Below are 16,281 nucleotides of genomic sequence, written 5' to 3'. Positions count from 1 at the left end.
AGGGTGGACTTCACACAAAAACGTTTCCTGTTGGTTTTTTAGTTTGCAAAGTTTTGACGATGAGTGAATTCTCTGATTTACTTAAAAAGGGACATCATTACAAACCCCAGACGATTTCACGACTGACCAAAGCGATGAGTGAACGAGTAGAAACCTCTTAAAATCTTGCTCCCTTGGCTTTTCAGGTTGTGATAGATAAACAAACTATCGACTCGATTTCATTTAGCATTTGATCAATCTTGAACGGAATTGCAGTCATGTTTAAAGAAAATGGATGAATGCTACCTTGTATCAGTTATTTAATTTTATTAAATAACTAAAAATCATCTAAAAACAATGAATCTTAACATCATATATGAGGTGCAATAAATATGAGTCAGAGTGTATTGAAAGCTATAAAAATATTAGATTGTTTTACTACCAAACCAGAATTAAGTCTTATAGAATTAGCTGAATTAGCCAACATGCCGAAAACTACAGTATTTCGTCTCGTGTCTTCATTAGAAGAAGGCGGTTTGGTGGTGAAAGTGAAAAAAACAAGTCACGATGTTAAATATTGTATGGCGTTAAAGCTGCTAGAATTAGGAAATCATGTAAGTGATCAATTAGAGTATAGGAAAGTAGCATTACCTCATATGAAAAAATTAAATGAGGAATTAAATGAATTAGTACATATGGTTGTATTAGAAGGAAACGAAGCTGTTTACGTAGAAAAAATAGATAGTACAAAACCTGTTCGTTTAGTTGTTAGAGTAGGTAGAAGATCCCCACTCTATGCAGGATCAGCTCCTAAATTATTACTTGCAAATATGGATGATTCGTCTCTAGAAGAGTATTTGATAAATTTGGAAATGGAAAAAATTACGGAGAATACAATTGATAATATAAATGACTTGAAGAAAGAAATAAAAAAAATTAGAAAGAGAGGTTACTCATTTAGTCGTGCGGAACATTTTAAAGATACTATAGGTTTATCTTTCCCAATTTATAATTATAGTGGAAGAACAGTTGCTACCTTAGGGGTAAGTATCCCTTTAACAGATTACTCAAAAGAGCGTGAAAAGAAAATTTTAGAAAAAACAAGAAATGCAGCACAAAATATTTGGAGGGATTTGGGTTACAAAGGCTTTTGATGAAAAACGTTTAATGAGAGCACTTGTCACTTCTGTGTTAAGGGATAGCAGATCTAGAGAATATTGATTGTTAGGTGCCGTAGAACTGATGTAGGTGATTTTCCCTGAGTTGAGCAGCAGTCAAACATAAAGGAGAAATAATTGACATCACGAAGAAGTCAATTATTTTCCTAGGTATTTGTTGTAGTTTTTGGGGAGAATTGTTTATGCATTCTACAAATAATCTTTTACTAGAGTAGAAATCACCATCTTCATGGGGGAAAATATGACTACCCGCATTTATTTCTCTATAAATGATTTCTAATCTGTATGACATGTTATAGTTTAGGTAAAAAGGTTAGGGGCGATCGATTATGAATGAAAAAAGTGGTATCTTACTCGAAAGTGGGACAAATGAACTAGAGGTCGTTGAGTTTGAAATAAGTGGGGGGAGATATGGGATCAATGTCATCAAAGTAAAAGAGATTATCCAACCGATTCCAGTTACACCTATCCCACACTCTCATGAACATGTACAAGGAATCATTCAGCTACGTGGTGAAGTTCTTCCGGTTGTCGATATGAGAAAAGTGCTTGGTGTCGGTTCTTCACAAGCATCGACCCAAGAAAAATACATTGTATCTGAATTTAATCAACAAAAGGTAGTGTTCCATGTTGACAATGTCTCCATGATCCATCGTATATCTTGGGATCAAATTGAAAAGCCTTCTGATCTTTATCATGGGGGGCTAACACAAGTCATTGGTGTAATTAAGCGAAGTGAAGATATGCTTTTACTACTAGATTTTGAACGGATTATGCTGGATATTAATCCTAATCATGGGATCAATATGGGGATGATTAAAAAGCTAGGTAAGAGAGAGCGGTCTGAAAAAAGACTGGTTGTCGCGGAAGATTCTCCACTGCTGCGCAAACTTTTATTCGATACTTTATCAGAAGCAGGCTATGATAATGTAGAGTTTTTCGAAAATGGTCGAGATGCTTATTCATTTTTAGAAAGTCTTGTCTCGAACGAAAATAATAAAATTGAAGATCATGTGCAGCTTCTGATTACGGACATAGAAATGCCACAAATGGATGGCCATCATTTGACGCGAAAATTAAAAGAAAACACTTCATTTACTAAACTACCAATTATTATTTTCTCATCTTTAATTACAGATGATTTAAAACACAAGGGGGCGAAAGTGGGAGCAAACGACCAAATTAGTAAACCTAACATTGCAGAACTAATCCATAGCATTGACCGATTAGCATTATAAGAAAAAGGTTGACCTCATGTTTATTATGAGGTCAACCTTTTTTTCTTTACTCTCCTAAACGTTTGAAAATGGGTTTTTGATAGGTTCTGTTTTTTGGAGGTTGTGGTGATGAATCTTTAAGCCCAGTATAGGATTGTAAAATGTTTTTTGCTTCCCATAGTCCCATTCGTGTTTTCGGGTTACGCACTGCACCAGACATTTTACCTAAGTGTGGGAGTGAGTTGAAGTCTTCTTTTCTGGGGGGGATATGAAACAAATAGTCGCCACATTCGACTAGCACATCCGAGCGTTGCTGACTTAAACCGGGATTATTTGAAAATTGGAGACCCACTCTTTTCGCTTTGTTTTCACTAATAAGTTTAATAAGTGCTTCTTTTTTTAAAAGATATAAAAATTTTGGATCTGAAGCTGTTTTGGCATGTCGATTTACAGTGAAGACTGCTTGTGAAATAGAAGAAATAATCTCTTTATGAGAACCGTGGTCAGGCATGTCACTACTCCTTTTCCAATCATTTGTCCTTTAAAGTATAGCCTTTCAAGGTGCATTTGAAAAGGCTTGTTCAATGTTCTAGATTAAACGTAGTAGGAATGATTAGAGTGCATTCTAAACACAGAATTCTTAGAACATGCAGATGAATAAATATTAGTTAATATACTTTTTACGTATGCTTAAAAATAACTCGAACTAACAACGTGCAATTAACAAATAGGACACATTTTACAGGTTATTCATCTTTACATTACTTGGAACGATTTTCGAATTGATGTTGAAAATTAATCAATCCTTTGTGAAAGAAATGCAATCTGATAAACGGGACGCTGACATTACCAAAAAGGACGGTTTTTTATTTTAGTAAACTTGTTCCACCTAATGATATTGACTATTGAAATACAAAAACGAGCTGACATAAGTCAACTCGTCTTTCTTAAGGTGAATAGAGTGATTTCTGGAATTGATAATAATCTGAAGGGAAGTCGAGTTGTTCCTAGACCACGATTGACATAAATCGTAGCATCTCTGTTGTGAATAGGCACATCATAGCGTCCTTCAATATATTTTTCTGCATAAGGCGGAACAATGAGCGGACCGAAAAGTGGTAATTGAATTTGTCCACCATGGCTATGCCCACTTAATTGCAAATCAAATGTACTAGCTATGTCAGCTAAGTCAGGCGCATGGGATAAAAGGATATGAAAAGATTCCGATCCAACAGCTTTTTCAATCGGTTTAAAATCAGGCTGACCAAGACTAGGGTCATCTACGCCAGATATTATTATTTTATCGTCGTTTCGTGGGACTGAAATTGCTTCATTTCGAAGTAAAGTAAAACCAGATTGAGTCATAATATCCGCATAAATATCTGTACCGCATGCGCCGTGATCATGGTTACCGTAAACCGCATATTTTCCTAGTGGCGCGTCCAAATCCGAAAGCGATGCGACTAGACTAGGGAATTTTTTGTATTGGTTAGGTTTATCCAAAAGATCTCCAGTGAAAATAATCATATCAGGTTGACAGGATTGAATTTTCTTAATATGTTTTTCTAATTGCTTTTCTGTGTACTGAAATCCGATATGAGTGTCACTAAATTGAGCGATGGTCAAGCCATCAAAACCCATTGGCAACCTTGTTGATGCATAGGTAATTTCAGTTAAGGTTATTTGACTTGGTTCAATAAATCGAGCATATGAATACCCACCAACACCTAATACTCCTGTCCCTAGGACAGTGGCAGCTACTTTTTTAAGAAAAGATCTTCTTGATATTTTTTTTGTCATACTGATCATTAACCTCATCCCGATTGGTGTTGTATAAAAAATTATAACCGTGAATTTGTTGTTTTGCACGAACAATCATAGATTCCCTCAGTTTCTTCATATTGACATTGAATAGAGTGTGAGATACCGTTATAGTGTTATGCAAAAAAGGTCCAAGTTAAAGGGGTTTTATTAATCGTGAAAAAAGGAATTAAACTAGATATATTGCGCATCCCAACAGATCAAGGAACGATCGTTGTTTATACAAAGGGATTTCCAGAAGAACATAAGAAGGGTAAAGTATTTGCTGAGATGAATGGTCAGTCAGTTACTGCAGTTGGACACAATCGTAAACGGACCATTGTTCGCGCAATCACACAGCTTCACAAGAAACTATCATTATACCAAGACTTCTCTCAATAGTGCATTCAAAATCTTATGATCAAAATTGGTCATAGGGTTTTTTTATGCTTGTTTCAGAAGCTCAAAATAGAGTATAATGAGTGAAGATTCATTCATTAAAACGAGGGGGAGTTTTTGTGGGTGCAAAAGTGTATATTGTAACAGGTGGATCGAACGGCATGGGGAAGTACATGGCGAAGCGATTCGTACAGGATGGACATGCTGTACTGATTACAGGTCGTAACAAAGAAAAGCTTGAAGGAACCAAGCAAGAGATGGCAGATCTGCCAGGAACAATTGAGATCTTTCAAATGGATGTACGTGAAGCTGAGATGGCGAAAAGCATGATTCAAGAAGCTGTCAAACATTTTGGACGAGTCGATGGATTGGTCAATAACGCTGCCGGGAATTTTATATGTCCTATTGAAAAAATGTCTCCTAATGGATGGAAATCAGTTATCGATATTGTGTTAAATGGTACATTCAACTGTTCAAAAGCTGCAGGGGACTATTGGATTGAAAATGGAATTAAAGGTTCGATCATTAACATGGTTGCGACATATGCTTGGAATGCCGGGGCCGGGGTGGCTCATTCAGCAGCCGCAAAAGCAGGTGTGCTCTCACTGACACGAACGTTAGCCGTTGAATGGGGACATAAGTATGGGATACGTACAAACGCGATTGCACCAGGCCCTATTGAGCGTACAGGTGGAGCAGATAAATTGTGGGAATCTGAAGATGCAGCAAAACGCACGCTAGCATCGGTGCCTCTAAAGCGCTTAGGAACACCGGAGGAAATTGCGGGACTAGCAGCTTATTTATTTTCAGATGAAGCAGATTACATTAATGGTGAATGCATTACGATGGATGGAGGTCAGTGGTTAAATCGTTTTCCATTTTAAATTTCCGAATGAAAATTGGATAACAGATGCATCCTATAAAAAAGGATGTGAAATCAGTGGATCAATGGACGATAATATTAGCCTCGATCGTCTTACTCATAGCGATAATCGCAACGGTAATGACACTTAAAGTAATGGTAAATCAATCAAAAGCTAAAGATGAGCAAGATCATTCAGTAGAGAAAAGAGTTAGAGATCACAATATACTACTGAACCCAGTTTTTCTTGTGTATATTATTGCTGGAATAGGTAGTATCATTTACATAGTTTATTGGATGGTACAGACATAAAAGCCAGCTGAAAGGAGTTTTCCCTTTCAGCTGGCTTTTAATCGCAAGAAATATTTAGCTTTGATGCAAGTTCGTCCAAATCAAAACCTTTTATAATGTGTTCATCATCAATCACAACTGTGGGGGTTGAATAAGATGAGAGCTGATCGATCATATACTGTCTGGAACGATGGTCTTTTTTTATATTTTTTTCTTGAAATTGAATCTCGTATGCAAGCAAAAACCGCTTAACGATTTCACAAGGAGGGCATTGTGGTTGAGTATAAAGAACAACCTTATGCATTTTCATCACTTCCTAACCTTCTTGATATATTCTTATTTTGTGGCAAGATTTACTTTGTGTCAAAACATTTGCAAGGTCTCTATGCTAAATCATGATAAAAATAGATCCTTATTGCGATATTAGTCATACGAGCCTTAAAAAAATCAGACAATGGTTACATAAAGAACAGTTATCAATGAAAGTTGTGTTCACACGTATAAAGATATGGTATAGTATTCCTTGTTTTGTGATGAGCAGATCGGGGAAACATGAAAATAACTGATCGTGCGATGAGAAACTTGATGACAGAATAACCCACCTGCTAGGATCTCCAGCAGGTCATCAGTTGATTGTTACCATCCATTATCTTATCCGTCTTTTTTCTACGCTGATTTAGACGTTCTTAGAGCTCTTTTAGATAAAGAGGTAGGCGTAAACAAATGATGGTGTAGCTTACCATTTAACTTATTTGGAAGGGAGAATGCCATATGTCACAATCACAATTACTAGGCATTATTCAACGATTAAAAACGTTGCAAGAACAAGATGATTCTGGAGATGTTCAATCTAGATTTTTTGAAGTGAACGGAAGACGTATATGTCAAGTTAAGTATTTTTCTGCAAATGATACTTTCGAACTAGAGGTATACGACAAAGATAATAAGGTTCAAAAATATCCATTTGATAACATTGACATGACAGCGATTGAGATCTACGAGTTGCTACAAGAGGAGAATGAATTATAAAAAAGCCGGTTAATTCCGGCTTTTTTTTGTTTAGGAAATTATATTTTAATGTAGGTGAGAGAACTTAGGCATAGTTAAACTCTTCGTCAAGAGAATCGCGGTGTGCTTCTCTTTGGTCTAGTCATGCCCAAAGTGGAAAATGGAGACTATTTTTCTATTTCATCTAATAGTTGCTTTGGTTAGACAAGATACTTGAGCTGCTGTTCTGCTCAATTAATTAGCTCTTTCTCGGTCTCTGTCATAAATTATGGTATGATGAAATAGCAAAGTACTTGTAAAAAGGGGCTAATTACGATGATTTCAATTGAACATAAAAATTTTTTAGAAACATCGATAGAAGATTTTGTAATTCCTTCAGAAAAGATCGCGCATGTTCAGACGACAAATACACTGGAACATGCATTATTGTTACTCACAAAAAGCGGGTACTCAGCGATTCCAGTGTTGGATATGGACTATCATTTAAAAGGTCTTGTTAGCTCACAACTTATTACAGACTCGATTTTGGGCTTAGAAAAAATCGAATTCGAACGTTTAGATGAAAAAAAAGTAGAAGATGTCATGCAAAAAGATATTCCATATTTGAAAATAACAGATCAGTTCCAATATGCATTGAATCTGCTTGTAGACCATCCATTTCTCTGTGTCATGGATAAGGGGGGATACTTTCAAGGGATTATGACGAGACGAGTGATGTTAAAACAGCTACAACGACATATTCATATGCAAAATCAACGGTCCTAAGATCTAGGGAGAACATATGAACTCAATTGCAGTTAGTCAACGAAAGTTTAAATACCGTCCATATATCCTTGCTTCTGTTATGCTGGCAATGTTTGTAGGGGCGGTAGAAGCGACCATAGTATCAACTGCGATGCCATCGATTGTAGAGGATCTTGGTGGATTTCAGCTTTATAGCTGGGTTTTTTCATCATATCTGTTAATGAGCACTGTTACCGTGTTGATTTATGGAAAGCTTTCGGATTTGTTTGGTAGAAGACCAGTCATGACCTTTGGGATGGTCTTATTTTTGTGCGGCTCATTCTTATGTGGGTTTGCTACTTCGATGGAATGGCTTATTGCTTTTCGTTTTGTTCAAGGCCTTGGTGCGGGAGCGGTTTTACCACTTGCAACCACCATTGTGGGAGATATTTATACAAAAGAGGAACGCGCTAAGATTCAAGGATACCTTTCTAGTGTATGGGGAATTTCAGCTGTCATGGGCCCTGCCATTGGTGGACTCCTTGTTGATTCAATCGGATGGCAATACGTATTTTGGGTAAACATACCATTGGGTACCTTATCACTTATTGGTTTATGGATATTTTTAAAAGAAGATATTGAAAAGAAAAAACGTCATGTGGATTATAAAGGAGCAGCTTTGCTGACTGCAACATTGACGATTCTTTTATACTTATTGGTTGAAGGCGGCGTGTCGATTTCTTGGATATCTTGGCAAGTACTCGTCTTCTTTTTCGTGGCTGTATTCCTTTCTATTTGGTTTATCCGTCATGAGTTACGGTCAGAAGATCCAATGATGCCATTTTCAATTTGGAAAAACCGTTCAATATTGATCGCTAATATTGTTTCACTCACGACGGGTGTTTTATTAATCGGAATTTCTAGTTATTTACCTGCGTTTGTTACAGGTGTCATGGAGCAAAGTGCACGTGTTGCAGGATTCACGTTGACGGCTATGTCGATTGGGTGGCCAATTTCAGCAGTTGTAGCAGGTCGTTTACTAATTAACATTGGTTATTATCGAACCTCGCTATTTGGCGGGTGTTCACTCGTTATTGGTACTACATTATTTTTATTAATGGAGCCGTCTTACGGGCCATTATGGGCTATGGTGGCATCTTTCTTTGTAGGAGTTGGGATGGGCTTAACGACGACGTCCTTTATTGTATCCATTCAAAGTGCAGTTCCTTGGGATCAACGAGGTGCTGCTACTGCTGCAAACAGTTTTATGAGGAATCTTGGAAGTACGGTGGGCGTTGCATTGCTTGGAGGAATCTTAAACGCTAGACTGCGCCAACACTTTGAACAAAGTGATCAACCAGTGATTCAACAGCTAGATGTTAATGCAGTAGATCAGTTGTTAACTGCTGATAGCAGGGCTGAACTCCAACCAAATGTCCTCGAATCTCTTCAACAAGCGATGACAAACGGTTTGCATTCGGTTTATATGGTTGTTTTGATTTTTGCCGTGGTGAGCTTAATGTTAATTTTATTTTTACCAAGAAAGATATAACTTCCTAAAGGGAGGCTCCATTTATCCATGAATCGATCAGATTATCGATTATTAGTCGTATTAGACCAAGAAATGAATATGCGAAAAGCAGCGGAGCGATTATTTGTTTCGCAGCCTGCACTGTCACAACGGCTGCAATCTATTGAAAAAGAATGGCAACAGCCTCTTTTTTTACGTTCACAAAAAGGATTGACTCTAACTCCTGCGGGAGAAATGGTCGTTCAGTTAGCAAAGGAGATTTTATCTAAAGAGGAATCGGTAGTGGAAAAAATTCAATCGATGGATTCAAAAGTGTATGGAACGTTAAAAATAGCTTGCGCCTCGATTGTTGGTCAAAACTGGCTTCCTAAAGTGCTTAAACGATTTGTTGAAAAAAATCCTCATGCACGTATTTCACTTATTACGGGCTGGAGTAGTGAGATTTTGCAAGCTGTTTACGATGGTGATGTTCATATCGGAATTATACGTGGGACCCCTGAGTGGAAAGGGCCTAAAATGCACTTATTTCAAGATCAATTGTATTTAGTAGACCGTGACATTGAACGGATTGAAGATCTACATAAAACCTCAAGACCCTTTATCCAATTTAAAAGCGATTCAACCTATTATCAAGAAATTCAAGATTGGTGGAATCAGCAATTTCACATCACACCAAGGCAAAGTATATTGGTGGACCAAATTGAAACATGTAAGCAAATGGCGTTAAATGGAATCGGCTATGCGATTTTGCCATCTATTACTTTGACCGGGAGTGAAAAAAATATTCATAAAATCCCATTACATTCCGAGAAGGAAATGGCTTTAAAAAGAGATACGTGGCTCTTAGGATACCAATCTTCTTTCGATCTCCCTCAAGTGGAAGCATTTTCACAGGTCGTGCAAGAATATCTTATAGAAATGAATGTTACTCATTGATTTCTATACTTGTTTTTATCTAGTTTTATCTGATAAAGTAAATGAGTACAACTGCATGATTATTCAACTAATTGAGGGGGGAATACTGAAATGAAAAAAATGGATGCGAATGAAATTATTTCGTACATACAACATGCGAAAAAATCAACACCTGTAAAAGTATACTTAAAAGGCGCCGATTTGCAAAAAATCAATTTTGGTGATGTGTCACAAACCTTCTTTTCAGAAAACACAGGAGTTGTGTTTGGAGAATGGGCAGAAATCTCAGAAGTACTTGAAGTTTATAAAGATCAAATCTGGGATTTTGTCGTCGAAAACGACCGTAGAAATTCAGCGATTCCTTTACTTGACTTAAAGCATATTAATGCACGTATTGAACCAGGTGCGATTATTCGCGATCAGGTTGAGATTGGTGACAATGCTGTTATTATGATGGGGGCTTCAATAAACATTGGATCTGTCGTTGGTGAAGGAACGATGATCGACATGAATGTTGTTCTTGGTGGACGAGCAACAGTAGGTAAAAACTGTCACATTGGCGCGGGATCGGTTTTAGCAGGTGTGATCGAGCCACCTTCAGCACAGCCTGTAGTCGTTGAGGATGATGTTGTGATCGGTGCAAATGCAGTAATCCTTGAAGGAGTAACAGTAGGTATGGGAGCAGTAGTTGCTGCTGGAGCTATTGTGATTGAAGATGTTCCACCATACACAGTTGTCGCTGGAACACCTGCAAAGGTTATTAAAGAAATTGATGAAAAGACAAAATCAAAAACAGAAATTAAACAAGAGCTTCGCCAACTTTAAACAAAGGTTGAAGCCCCGACAAGCGTAAAACGCCATGCACCAATAGGCGCTTTTTACCTATTGATCGTGGTGGTTAGACCATTAGGGGGTTAGCCACTTCTGCTAGATGAGGAAATACGTACTTCTGCAGCCAATAAAACTTTGAAATTTGCAATCTAAAAGCGCAGAATGAGTCCTGCGCTTTTTCTAATGAAAAGAGGTTTTTACATTGAGTAATTTTATTGCTATTCGTCGTGACTTGCACAAAATTCCCGAAATAGGGTATATGGAATTTAAAACTCAGGCTTATCTTTTAAACTATATTAACAGCCTGCCGCAAGAACGGTTAGAGGTTAAGCAATGGGAAACGGGTATTTTTGTTTTTCTAAAAGGTCAGGCACCTACGAAAACAATCGCGTACCGAACAGATATTGATGGACTTCCTATTACAGAACAAACAAGTGTTGATTTTCCTTCAGAGCATCCTGGATTTATGCATGCGTGCGGCCATGACTTGCATATGTCAATCGCTTTAGGAATTCTAACAGATGTTGCTCACAAGCCATTAGATGATCATGTTCTGTTTATATTCCAACCTGCTGAAGAAGGACCAGGAGGAGCAGAGCGAATGCTTGCATCGACAATCATGCAGGAATGGATGCCTGATCAAATGATTGGCCTTCACATTGCTCCAGAATATAAAGTGGGGGAAATTGCTACAAAACCAGGTTTGCTTTTCGCTAACACGTCTGAACTGCATATCGAACTTAGAGGAAAAGGTGGGCACGCTGCCTACCCTCACAAAACAAAGGATATGATTGTAGCAGGAGCCTATTTAATTACGCAGCTTCAATCAATCGTTTCAAGAAGTGTAGACCCCCTAGATAGCGCCGTTGTGACTGTTGGGAAACTAGAGGCTGGGACTATAGGGAACATTATTGCTGAGACTGCACGGTTAAGTGGAACGATGCGCACATTAAATCCTGAAGCAATGGAAACATTAAAGACACGTGTGGATGCGATTACCAGAGGAATTGAACTAGCATTTGAATGTGAAGCAACCGTCGATTTTAAACTGCCGTATTATCAAGTATTTAATGATGACTTACTTGTGACAGAATTTATGAATTTCACGTCTGCGAAAACAGATGTGAATGTGATTCATTGTCAAGAAGCGATGACAGGTGAGGATTTCGGTTATTTTTTAAAAGAAATTCCAGGATTCATGTTCTGGTTAGGTGTAGATTCTGAGTATGGTTTGCACCATGCCAAATTGAATCCTCGAGAAGAAGCCATTGATGTGGCGATTGAGTTAATGGTGAGTTATTTACGTAGATAAAAAGGATCCCAAGAAAAAATTCTTGGGATCCTTTTAGCTATGTATGCTTCTTTGAACCCATTTTGATCAAGTGCTTCTTTTAATTCTTTAAGAAGCTCAAGTTCAACTGCCCGCTGCACAAAGTCTTCTCAGAAAGAAAAGTTTACTATGTAGTTGTTTATTTTCAACCGATAACAATCCATACTCCAAATAGCCAGCTCTCTTTATTTTTGTGAGAGCATATTCCAACTCTTTGTTAGAGTTGAAAATTTCAAGACAAGGAATGATTTTTTCTATTGATTCAAATTTTGATTCGTTTTTATCATAGATTTGGTATAAAATAAGTACTGTTAGTTTCTGTATGCAATGTCTTTCAGAAAAATCGCTGATATTAGGGCAGACAATTCCATTAAGGTCACTAGACAGGATGGTTGGCATTTTATTTTTATTTTTTGTATTCATGTAAGATTTTAATTTCATCATTATATCTTCTTCGGTAAAATTACTACATAAGACCTTCACTAGCAAGCCCGTACTCTTATAAGTTCCTAGCTCAATGCTCTTCATAAGAGATTCAAAAAATATCTCAATAGAAATATCTGTTATATTTTGTTGTATATTTTCAATTTGTTCATTTTTATAAATTTTTTCATCATCTGGTGTAGGATCAAAATAAACTTTGATGCTCGTTAGCGGTTGGTCATGCCGTGTATCTTTTTTAGCTTTGATCGTTTTAACGAGGTGACTGGTTTTTTTTGTATCAACAATTTCATCTTGATCTTCGTATGATTTTTTGTTGATTTCTAACAATTCATAAACCCACTCTGTTAGATTTCGAACATTATTAGATTCAGCCTCTTTAAGAATTAATCCTCTTATTAATATAACAGTATTCAGGAGTCGTCTATCTTCCATATCGTTAAGGTCAAGTGAATAAGTATTTATATAATCGTCTATCACGTTAATAATAATTGAAATATGTACATCCTCAGATTTTGTTGTCTTTTTGATGATTTTAAATAAACTAGAAAAGAAATATTTATTAGTAGACGAATACACAGCAGATAAATTTTTATTATTTTTAATAGGATTTTTTGTTTGTTCATTTTGTGGAGGCATCAAATCCATAAATTTTCCTAGAAGCTTTTCATCAGAAATGATCCAATCAGCTTTTGAGCTTTGATGTATGAAAGCAGAATAATGTTTCAATAGGTGTTTGTATGTTTCAATTAACTGATCCCTCTCATTAATAGCGATATATCGGAAATTATCATCTACGCCTTTCTCACCAAATATTTCATTTATTGCTATGTTGAACTTGTCAAAGTCAGCTTCAGTTTCTTTGAAGTTGTTGTGCTTTAGTGAGCTGCTTAATAATTGAAAGGATGTTTGAATTGTCGTTGATACATTTTGTAAATAATATTTAAGAGAACGATCTATTTTTTTCTCTTGTGCCCTCTTAGTGTTTATAAATAAAGCTAGTTTGTTGAGTCTTTTAATGTGCTTTTCTAGGTTATAAAAAATATTCGTACTACGAATTAAGGTATTAATATATAGTGAACATGCATAAATATTTAATAAAAATAAAGGTAGGACCCTAATCTGTTGTTCGTCAATTGTATATTTATTATGGAAAATTAATACTGAAATACATATTAAAAATTGATAAATATACAAAGCAATCGGTTCGTACTTTATAGATTCTGTATAAGAAACTTTTTTTATCTCTTTATATACAAAAACATAAATAGTTATAGAAATAGTAATTTGAAAATAAACTATATTATCAATATTTTCAATAAGAATATTTATTATATTGAGAGAGGTGTATAGTGTATCGAGTCTTAAAAGACTGATTATTTTAAGGCTTAATATATAGTTAATAATTCGCTCGGTTATATCATCAAACAATAAGGAAAGAAGAATTAGCCAGGAGAGAAAGGGAATAAAAATAATGGACCGTTCTACACCTAACATTTTCATTCGAGATCGATAATATGTATCTAAAAATTTATTTTTTAATTTTGAAGTGATTTTTTTAATCATTTAGTATTCTTTAAGAATTGGCTTTTGAAAAAATCTTTCATTATACCATCATCTATTTTTTCTCCCAGTTTACTTTCTTTCCAAGGCTTTTCTGCATGCGTTTTAGTCATTAAATAACGGGCTGATTTTCCTCCTAATTGCTCCCAAACTGCTTCTGTAACTTGTTTTGCTACATCACTTAAAATACTTTCATCAAAATGTTCGATTACTTTTATATTCAAAGAACCATTGTAATTAAAGTTACGGTAGGAAGATGGAGATACTGGACCTAGTTTCCATGCCTCTAGTTGTTCGTTTAATAAAGGGTATTCAGTAACAGCTAGATGTAGGCCGTGTGCATAATAAAGTAATTTTTGCAGCTTAAGATTAGAAATAGATACATTATCATATGATTGGTCTCTTAATTTAAAAAAATAATGAGAAATGTCTATTGACGAAAAAACCGTTTGATTGTCTGATGGATAGCTCATTTATAACTCCTTCCTTGTACTATTATTATATAATATTATTATATAACACATTATAAAACAATTATGTTACGTGCAAAAGAAGCAATAAGCATTACTCAACTGATATTCGTGGTTCAAGAGATGTGTTATCTGACAAATACCATCAATGTTCAGTGGTTTTATGGCCCATCACTTGAGTAAGAACCAAGAAATGGGTACGTTGCTGATTTAGTTGATAGGTTATCTAACTCTGTATCTCTAACTTCATTCACAATCTCAATGTCCATTCCCTTCAAACGTATTGTCGTAGAGCGATGTGGCGCTACATATCATCTAGAGATTTTAAAACGCAATTTCGACAAAAAATTTAATATATTTTAAAAAACAATTGAATAATAAAAAAGAGTGCGTTAGAATTATTTAAGAAAGCGCTTAACCATAATAATTAAACAAAATCAATGTGAAAAAATTGTTTAATAAGAAGTGATAATTGGATTAAAATCTCTGAGGGATTATTAGTGCTGCTTATATTTTTTACGACGAATGAGTATCCGCTTTGAGATGTTAGATTATGAAGTTGGACCATTAAAGTTCAGAAAAATCTTATTGTTCTGTTGTCTACGAACGATATGAACAGCAACTGATGATTTATCTTAACTAAAAGGAGAATATAATGACAAAAAAAATTCGCTCAGCTGTAATTGGACTTGGAAGGCTTGGCTATTGGCATGCAGTTAACGTGGCTTCAAGAATTCCAAACGCAGAACTTGTGGCGGTATGCGATATGAATCTCGAGGAAGCTCAACGGATATCGAAAGAACTTGAAGTACCGTTTTCTACGTCAAGCCCGGATGATATTTTTCAAGATGGTACGATTGAAGCAGTAATTATTTCCTCTCCAACGAGCACTCATTTTGATTTATTAAAAATGGCATCAGAGTCTGGCAAAGCTATTTTTGTTGAAAAGCCGCTGACCATTAATTTAAGTGAAGCGAATGAAATTAAAGGCATTATGGAAAAGAACAACACGATCTGTCAGGTCGGTTTTATGAGGCGTTTTGACCCTGCCTACGATGCAGCTAAAAAACGAATAGTTGCTGGTGAGATAGGTGAACCGATATACTTTCGTGCTATTTCTCGTGACCCATACGCACCCCACGAGTCGTTTATCAAACATAGCGGAGGGATGTTCGTTGATGTATCCATCCATGATTTTGATATTGCCCGTTATCTGATGAAGTCAGAGGTAACATCGGTATATGCCCATGGTCGTGTTTTAAAACATCCATTTTTGGAAAAATACAATGATGTGGACCAATCCCTTGCTTATCTAGAATTTGCTTCAGGTGCGGCAGGAGATGCTGAAGCAAGCCGTAACGCTTATTATGGCTATGACATTCGTGCAGAAGTTATCGGGACGGAAGGTACGATTTTAATTGGAAACCTTCAGCAGCATAATATTCACATTCTAACTAAATCGGGTGCAACGCATGATATTTTACCAGATTTCCCAACTCGTTTTACTGATGCGTACAATTTGGAACTTGCAGACTTCTTCCGGGTCGTAACTGAGAAAGAAACACCTCGTGTCACAGTGGATGATGGTGTAAAGGCTCTCGAAATTGCTTTAGCAGCACGCGAATCATACCGAACGGAACAGAAGATTGACCTTACAAAAACAACTGTAGGATAAGTGGATATAAAGAGGTAGTTATTTTAATTTTTTAAAATAGGAAAACTTGACCACTCAAAAGAAAGCGC

At 36.2% G+C, this 16,281-nt stretch carries 17 protein-coding genes; 12 read left to right on the top strand and 5 right to left on the bottom strand.

Annotation, left to right across the window (positions count from 1 at the left end; all coding sequences use genetic code 11):
- Positions 1-371: 371 nt before the first annotated feature.
- On the top strand, positions 372-1,133 hold the full coding sequence (locus tag AB1471_RS06740) for an IclR family transcriptional regulator (protein WP_367778969.1): 762 nt from the start codon (positions 372-374) through the stop codon (positions 1,131-1,133).
- Positions 1,134-1,486: 353 nt separating this feature from the next.
- A complete protein-coding gene (locus AB1471_RS06735) occupies positions 1,487-2,395 on the top strand; it encodes a chemotaxis protein (RefSeq protein WP_367778968.1) in 909 nt (302 codons plus the stop codon).
- 46 nt (positions 2,396-2,441) lie between these two features.
- On the opposite strand, the gene AB1471_RS06730 is transcribed toward AB1471_RS06735, so the two are convergent.
- Positions 2,442-2,885: a YkyB family protein gene (locus AB1471_RS06730; protein ID WP_367778967.1), complete on the bottom strand. Its 444-nt coding sequence runs from the start codon at positions 2,883-2,885 to the stop codon at positions 2,442-2,444.
- A gap of 422 nt (positions 2,886-3,307) precedes the next feature.
- The gene (locus AB1471_RS06725; RefSeq protein WP_367778966.1) at positions 3,308-4,183 is read right to left on the bottom strand and encodes a metallophosphoesterase; all 876 of its coding nucleotides are present in this window, start codon (positions 4,181-4,183) and stop codon (positions 3,308-3,310) included.
- A 168-nt stretch (positions 4,184-4,351) separates the two neighbouring features.
- On the opposite strand from AB1471_RS06725, the gene AB1471_RS06720 reads away from it, so the two are divergent.
- From AB1471_RS06720 to AB1471_RS06710, 3 genes are all read left to right on the top strand, one after another.
- Positions 4,352-4,576 carry a hypothetical protein gene (locus AB1471_RS06720; RefSeq protein WP_367778965.1) on the top strand — a complete coding sequence of 75 codons (225 nt, stop codon included), beginning with the start codon at positions 4,352-4,354 and terminating at the stop codon, positions 4,574-4,576.
- A 116-nt stretch (positions 4,577-4,692) separates the two neighbouring features.
- Positions 4,693-5,457 carry a 2,4-dienoyl-CoA reductase gene (gene fadH / locus AB1471_RS06715; RefSeq protein WP_367778964.1) on the top strand — a complete coding sequence of 255 codons (765 nt, stop codon included), beginning with the start codon at positions 4,693-4,695 and terminating at the stop codon, positions 5,455-5,457.
- 56 nt (positions 5,458-5,513) lie between these two features.
- Positions 5,514-5,747, top strand: coding sequence for a hypothetical protein (locus AB1471_RS06710; protein ID WP_367778963.1), 234 nt, complete (start codon positions 5,514-5,516; stop codon positions 5,745-5,747).
- A 37-nt stretch (positions 5,748-5,784) separates the two neighbouring features.
- Here the strand turns inward: AB1471_RS06710 and AB1471_RS06705 are convergent, their stop codons facing one another.
- Complete coding sequence (locus tag AB1471_RS06705; protein ID WP_367778962.1) at positions 5,785-6,030, bottom strand: glutaredoxin family protein; 246 nt, start codon at positions 6,028-6,030, stop codon at positions 5,785-5,787.
- A gap of 467 nt (positions 6,031-6,497) precedes the next feature.
- Between AB1471_RS06705 and AB1471_RS06700 the strand changes: the two genes are divergently transcribed.
- The 6 genes from AB1471_RS06700 (at position 6,498) to AB1471_RS06675 (ending at position 12,046) form a co-directional block, all read left to right on the top strand.
- Positions 6,498-6,755, top strand: coding sequence for a YkuJ family protein (locus AB1471_RS06700; protein WP_367778961.1), 258 nt, complete (start codon positions 6,498-6,500; stop codon positions 6,753-6,755).
- Positions 6,756-7,049: 294 nt separating this feature from the next.
- Positions 7,050-7,499: a cyclic-di-AMP-binding protein CbpB gene (gene cbpB / locus AB1471_RS06695; RefSeq protein WP_367778960.1), complete on the top strand. Its 450-nt coding sequence runs from the start codon at positions 7,050-7,052 to the stop codon at positions 7,497-7,499.
- Between the two features lie 16 nt (positions 7,500-7,515).
- Complete coding sequence (locus tag AB1471_RS06690) at positions 7,516-9,009, top strand: MDR family MFS transporter (RefSeq protein WP_367778959.1); 1,494 nt, start codon at positions 7,516-7,518, stop codon at positions 9,007-9,009.
- 27 nt (positions 9,010-9,036) lie between these two features.
- Entirely contained in the window at positions 9,037-9,924 is an 888-nt protein-coding gene (gene ccpC, locus AB1471_RS06685) for a transcriptional regulator CcpC (RefSeq protein ID WP_367778958.1), read from the top strand.
- A gap of 90 nt (positions 9,925-10,014) precedes the next feature.
- Positions 10,015-10,728, top strand: a complete 714-nt coding sequence (dapD, locus tag AB1471_RS06680) for a 2,3,4,5-tetrahydropyridine-2,6-dicarboxylate N-acetyltransferase (protein ID WP_367778957.1) — start codon at positions 10,015-10,017, stop codon at positions 10,726-10,728.
- A 208-nt stretch (positions 10,729-10,936) separates the two neighbouring features.
- Entirely contained in the window at positions 10,937-12,046 is a 1,110-nt protein-coding gene (locus AB1471_RS06675; RefSeq protein WP_367778956.1) for an N-acetyldiaminopimelate deacetylase, read from the top strand.
- 102 nt (positions 12,047-12,148) lie between these two features.
- Here the strand turns inward: AB1471_RS06675 and AB1471_RS06670 are convergent, their stop codons facing one another.
- Positions 12,149-14,071 (bottom strand): hypothetical protein, encoded by a 1,923-nt coding sequence (locus AB1471_RS06670; protein WP_367778955.1) that lies wholly within the window; start codon positions 14,069-14,071, stop codon positions 12,149-12,151.
- On the bottom strand, positions 14,068-14,541 hold the full coding sequence (locus AB1471_RS06665) for a Panacea domain-containing protein (protein ID WP_367778954.1): 474 nt from the start codon (positions 14,539-14,541) through the stop codon (positions 14,068-14,070). Before AB1471_RS06665 ends, AB1471_RS06670 begins: the two co-directional genes overlap by 4 nt.
- A 652-nt stretch (positions 14,542-15,193) precedes the next feature.
- Between AB1471_RS06665 and iolG the strand changes: the two genes are divergently transcribed.
- A complete protein-coding gene (gene iolG, locus AB1471_RS06660; RefSeq protein ID WP_367778953.1) occupies positions 15,194-16,213 on the top strand; it encodes an inositol 2-dehydrogenase in 1,020 nt (339 codons plus the stop codon).
- Positions 16,214-16,281: the final 68 nt, after the last annotated feature.

The organism is Jeotgalibacillus marinus, from assembly GCF_040801915.1.
GTDB lineage: Bacteria > Bacillota > Bacilli > Bacillales > Jeotgalibacillaceae > Jeotgalibacillus > Jeotgalibacillus marinus.
Note: the sequence above shows the minus strand (reverse complement) of the source record. Positions and strands in the feature narration are given on the sequence as shown.

Coding starts and splice junctions, on each gene's coding strand:
- AB1471_RS06740 (WP_367778969.1), top strand. CDS start 372: ATGAGTCAGAGTGTATTGAAAGCTATAAAAATATTAGATTGTTTTACT.
- AB1471_RS06735 (WP_367778968.1), top strand. CDS start 1,487: ATGAATGAAAAAAGTGGTATCTTACTCGAAAGTGGGACAAATGAACTA.
- AB1471_RS06730 (WP_367778967.1), bottom strand. CDS start 2,885: ATGCCTGACCACGGTTCTCATAAAGAGATTATTTCTTCTATTTCACAA.
- AB1471_RS06725 (WP_367778966.1), bottom strand. CDS start 4,183: ATGATCAGTATGACAAAAAAAATATCAAGAAGATCTTTTCTTAAAAAA.
- AB1471_RS06705 (WP_367778962.1), bottom strand. CDS start 6,030: ATGCATAAGGTTGTTCTTTATACTCAACCACAATGCCCTCCTTGTGAA.
- AB1471_RS06700 (WP_367778961.1), top strand. CDS start 6,498: ATGTCACAATCACAATTACTAGGCATTATTCAACGATTAAAAACGTTG.
- cbpB (WP_367778960.1), top strand. CDS start 7,050: ATGATTTCAATTGAACATAAAAATTTTTTAGAAACATCGATAGAAGAT.
- AB1471_RS06690 (WP_367778959.1), top strand. CDS start 7,516: ATGAACTCAATTGCAGTTAGTCAACGAAAGTTTAAATACCGTCCATAT.
- ccpC (WP_367778958.1), top strand. CDS start 9,037: ATGAATCGATCAGATTATCGATTATTAGTCGTATTAGACCAAGAAATG.
- dapD (WP_367778957.1), top strand. CDS start 10,015: ATGAAAAAAATGGATGCGAATGAAATTATTTCGTACATACAACATGCG.
- AB1471_RS06670 (WP_367778955.1), bottom strand. CDS start 14,071: ATGATTAAAAAAATCACTTCAAAATTAAAAAATAAATTTTTAGATACA.
- AB1471_RS06665 (WP_367778954.1), bottom strand. CDS start 14,541: ATGAGCTATCCATCAGACAATCAAACGGTTTTTTCGTCAATAGACATT.
- iolG (WP_367778953.1), top strand. CDS start 15,194: ATGACAAAAAAAATTCGCTCAGCTGTAATTGGACTTGGAAGGCTTGGC.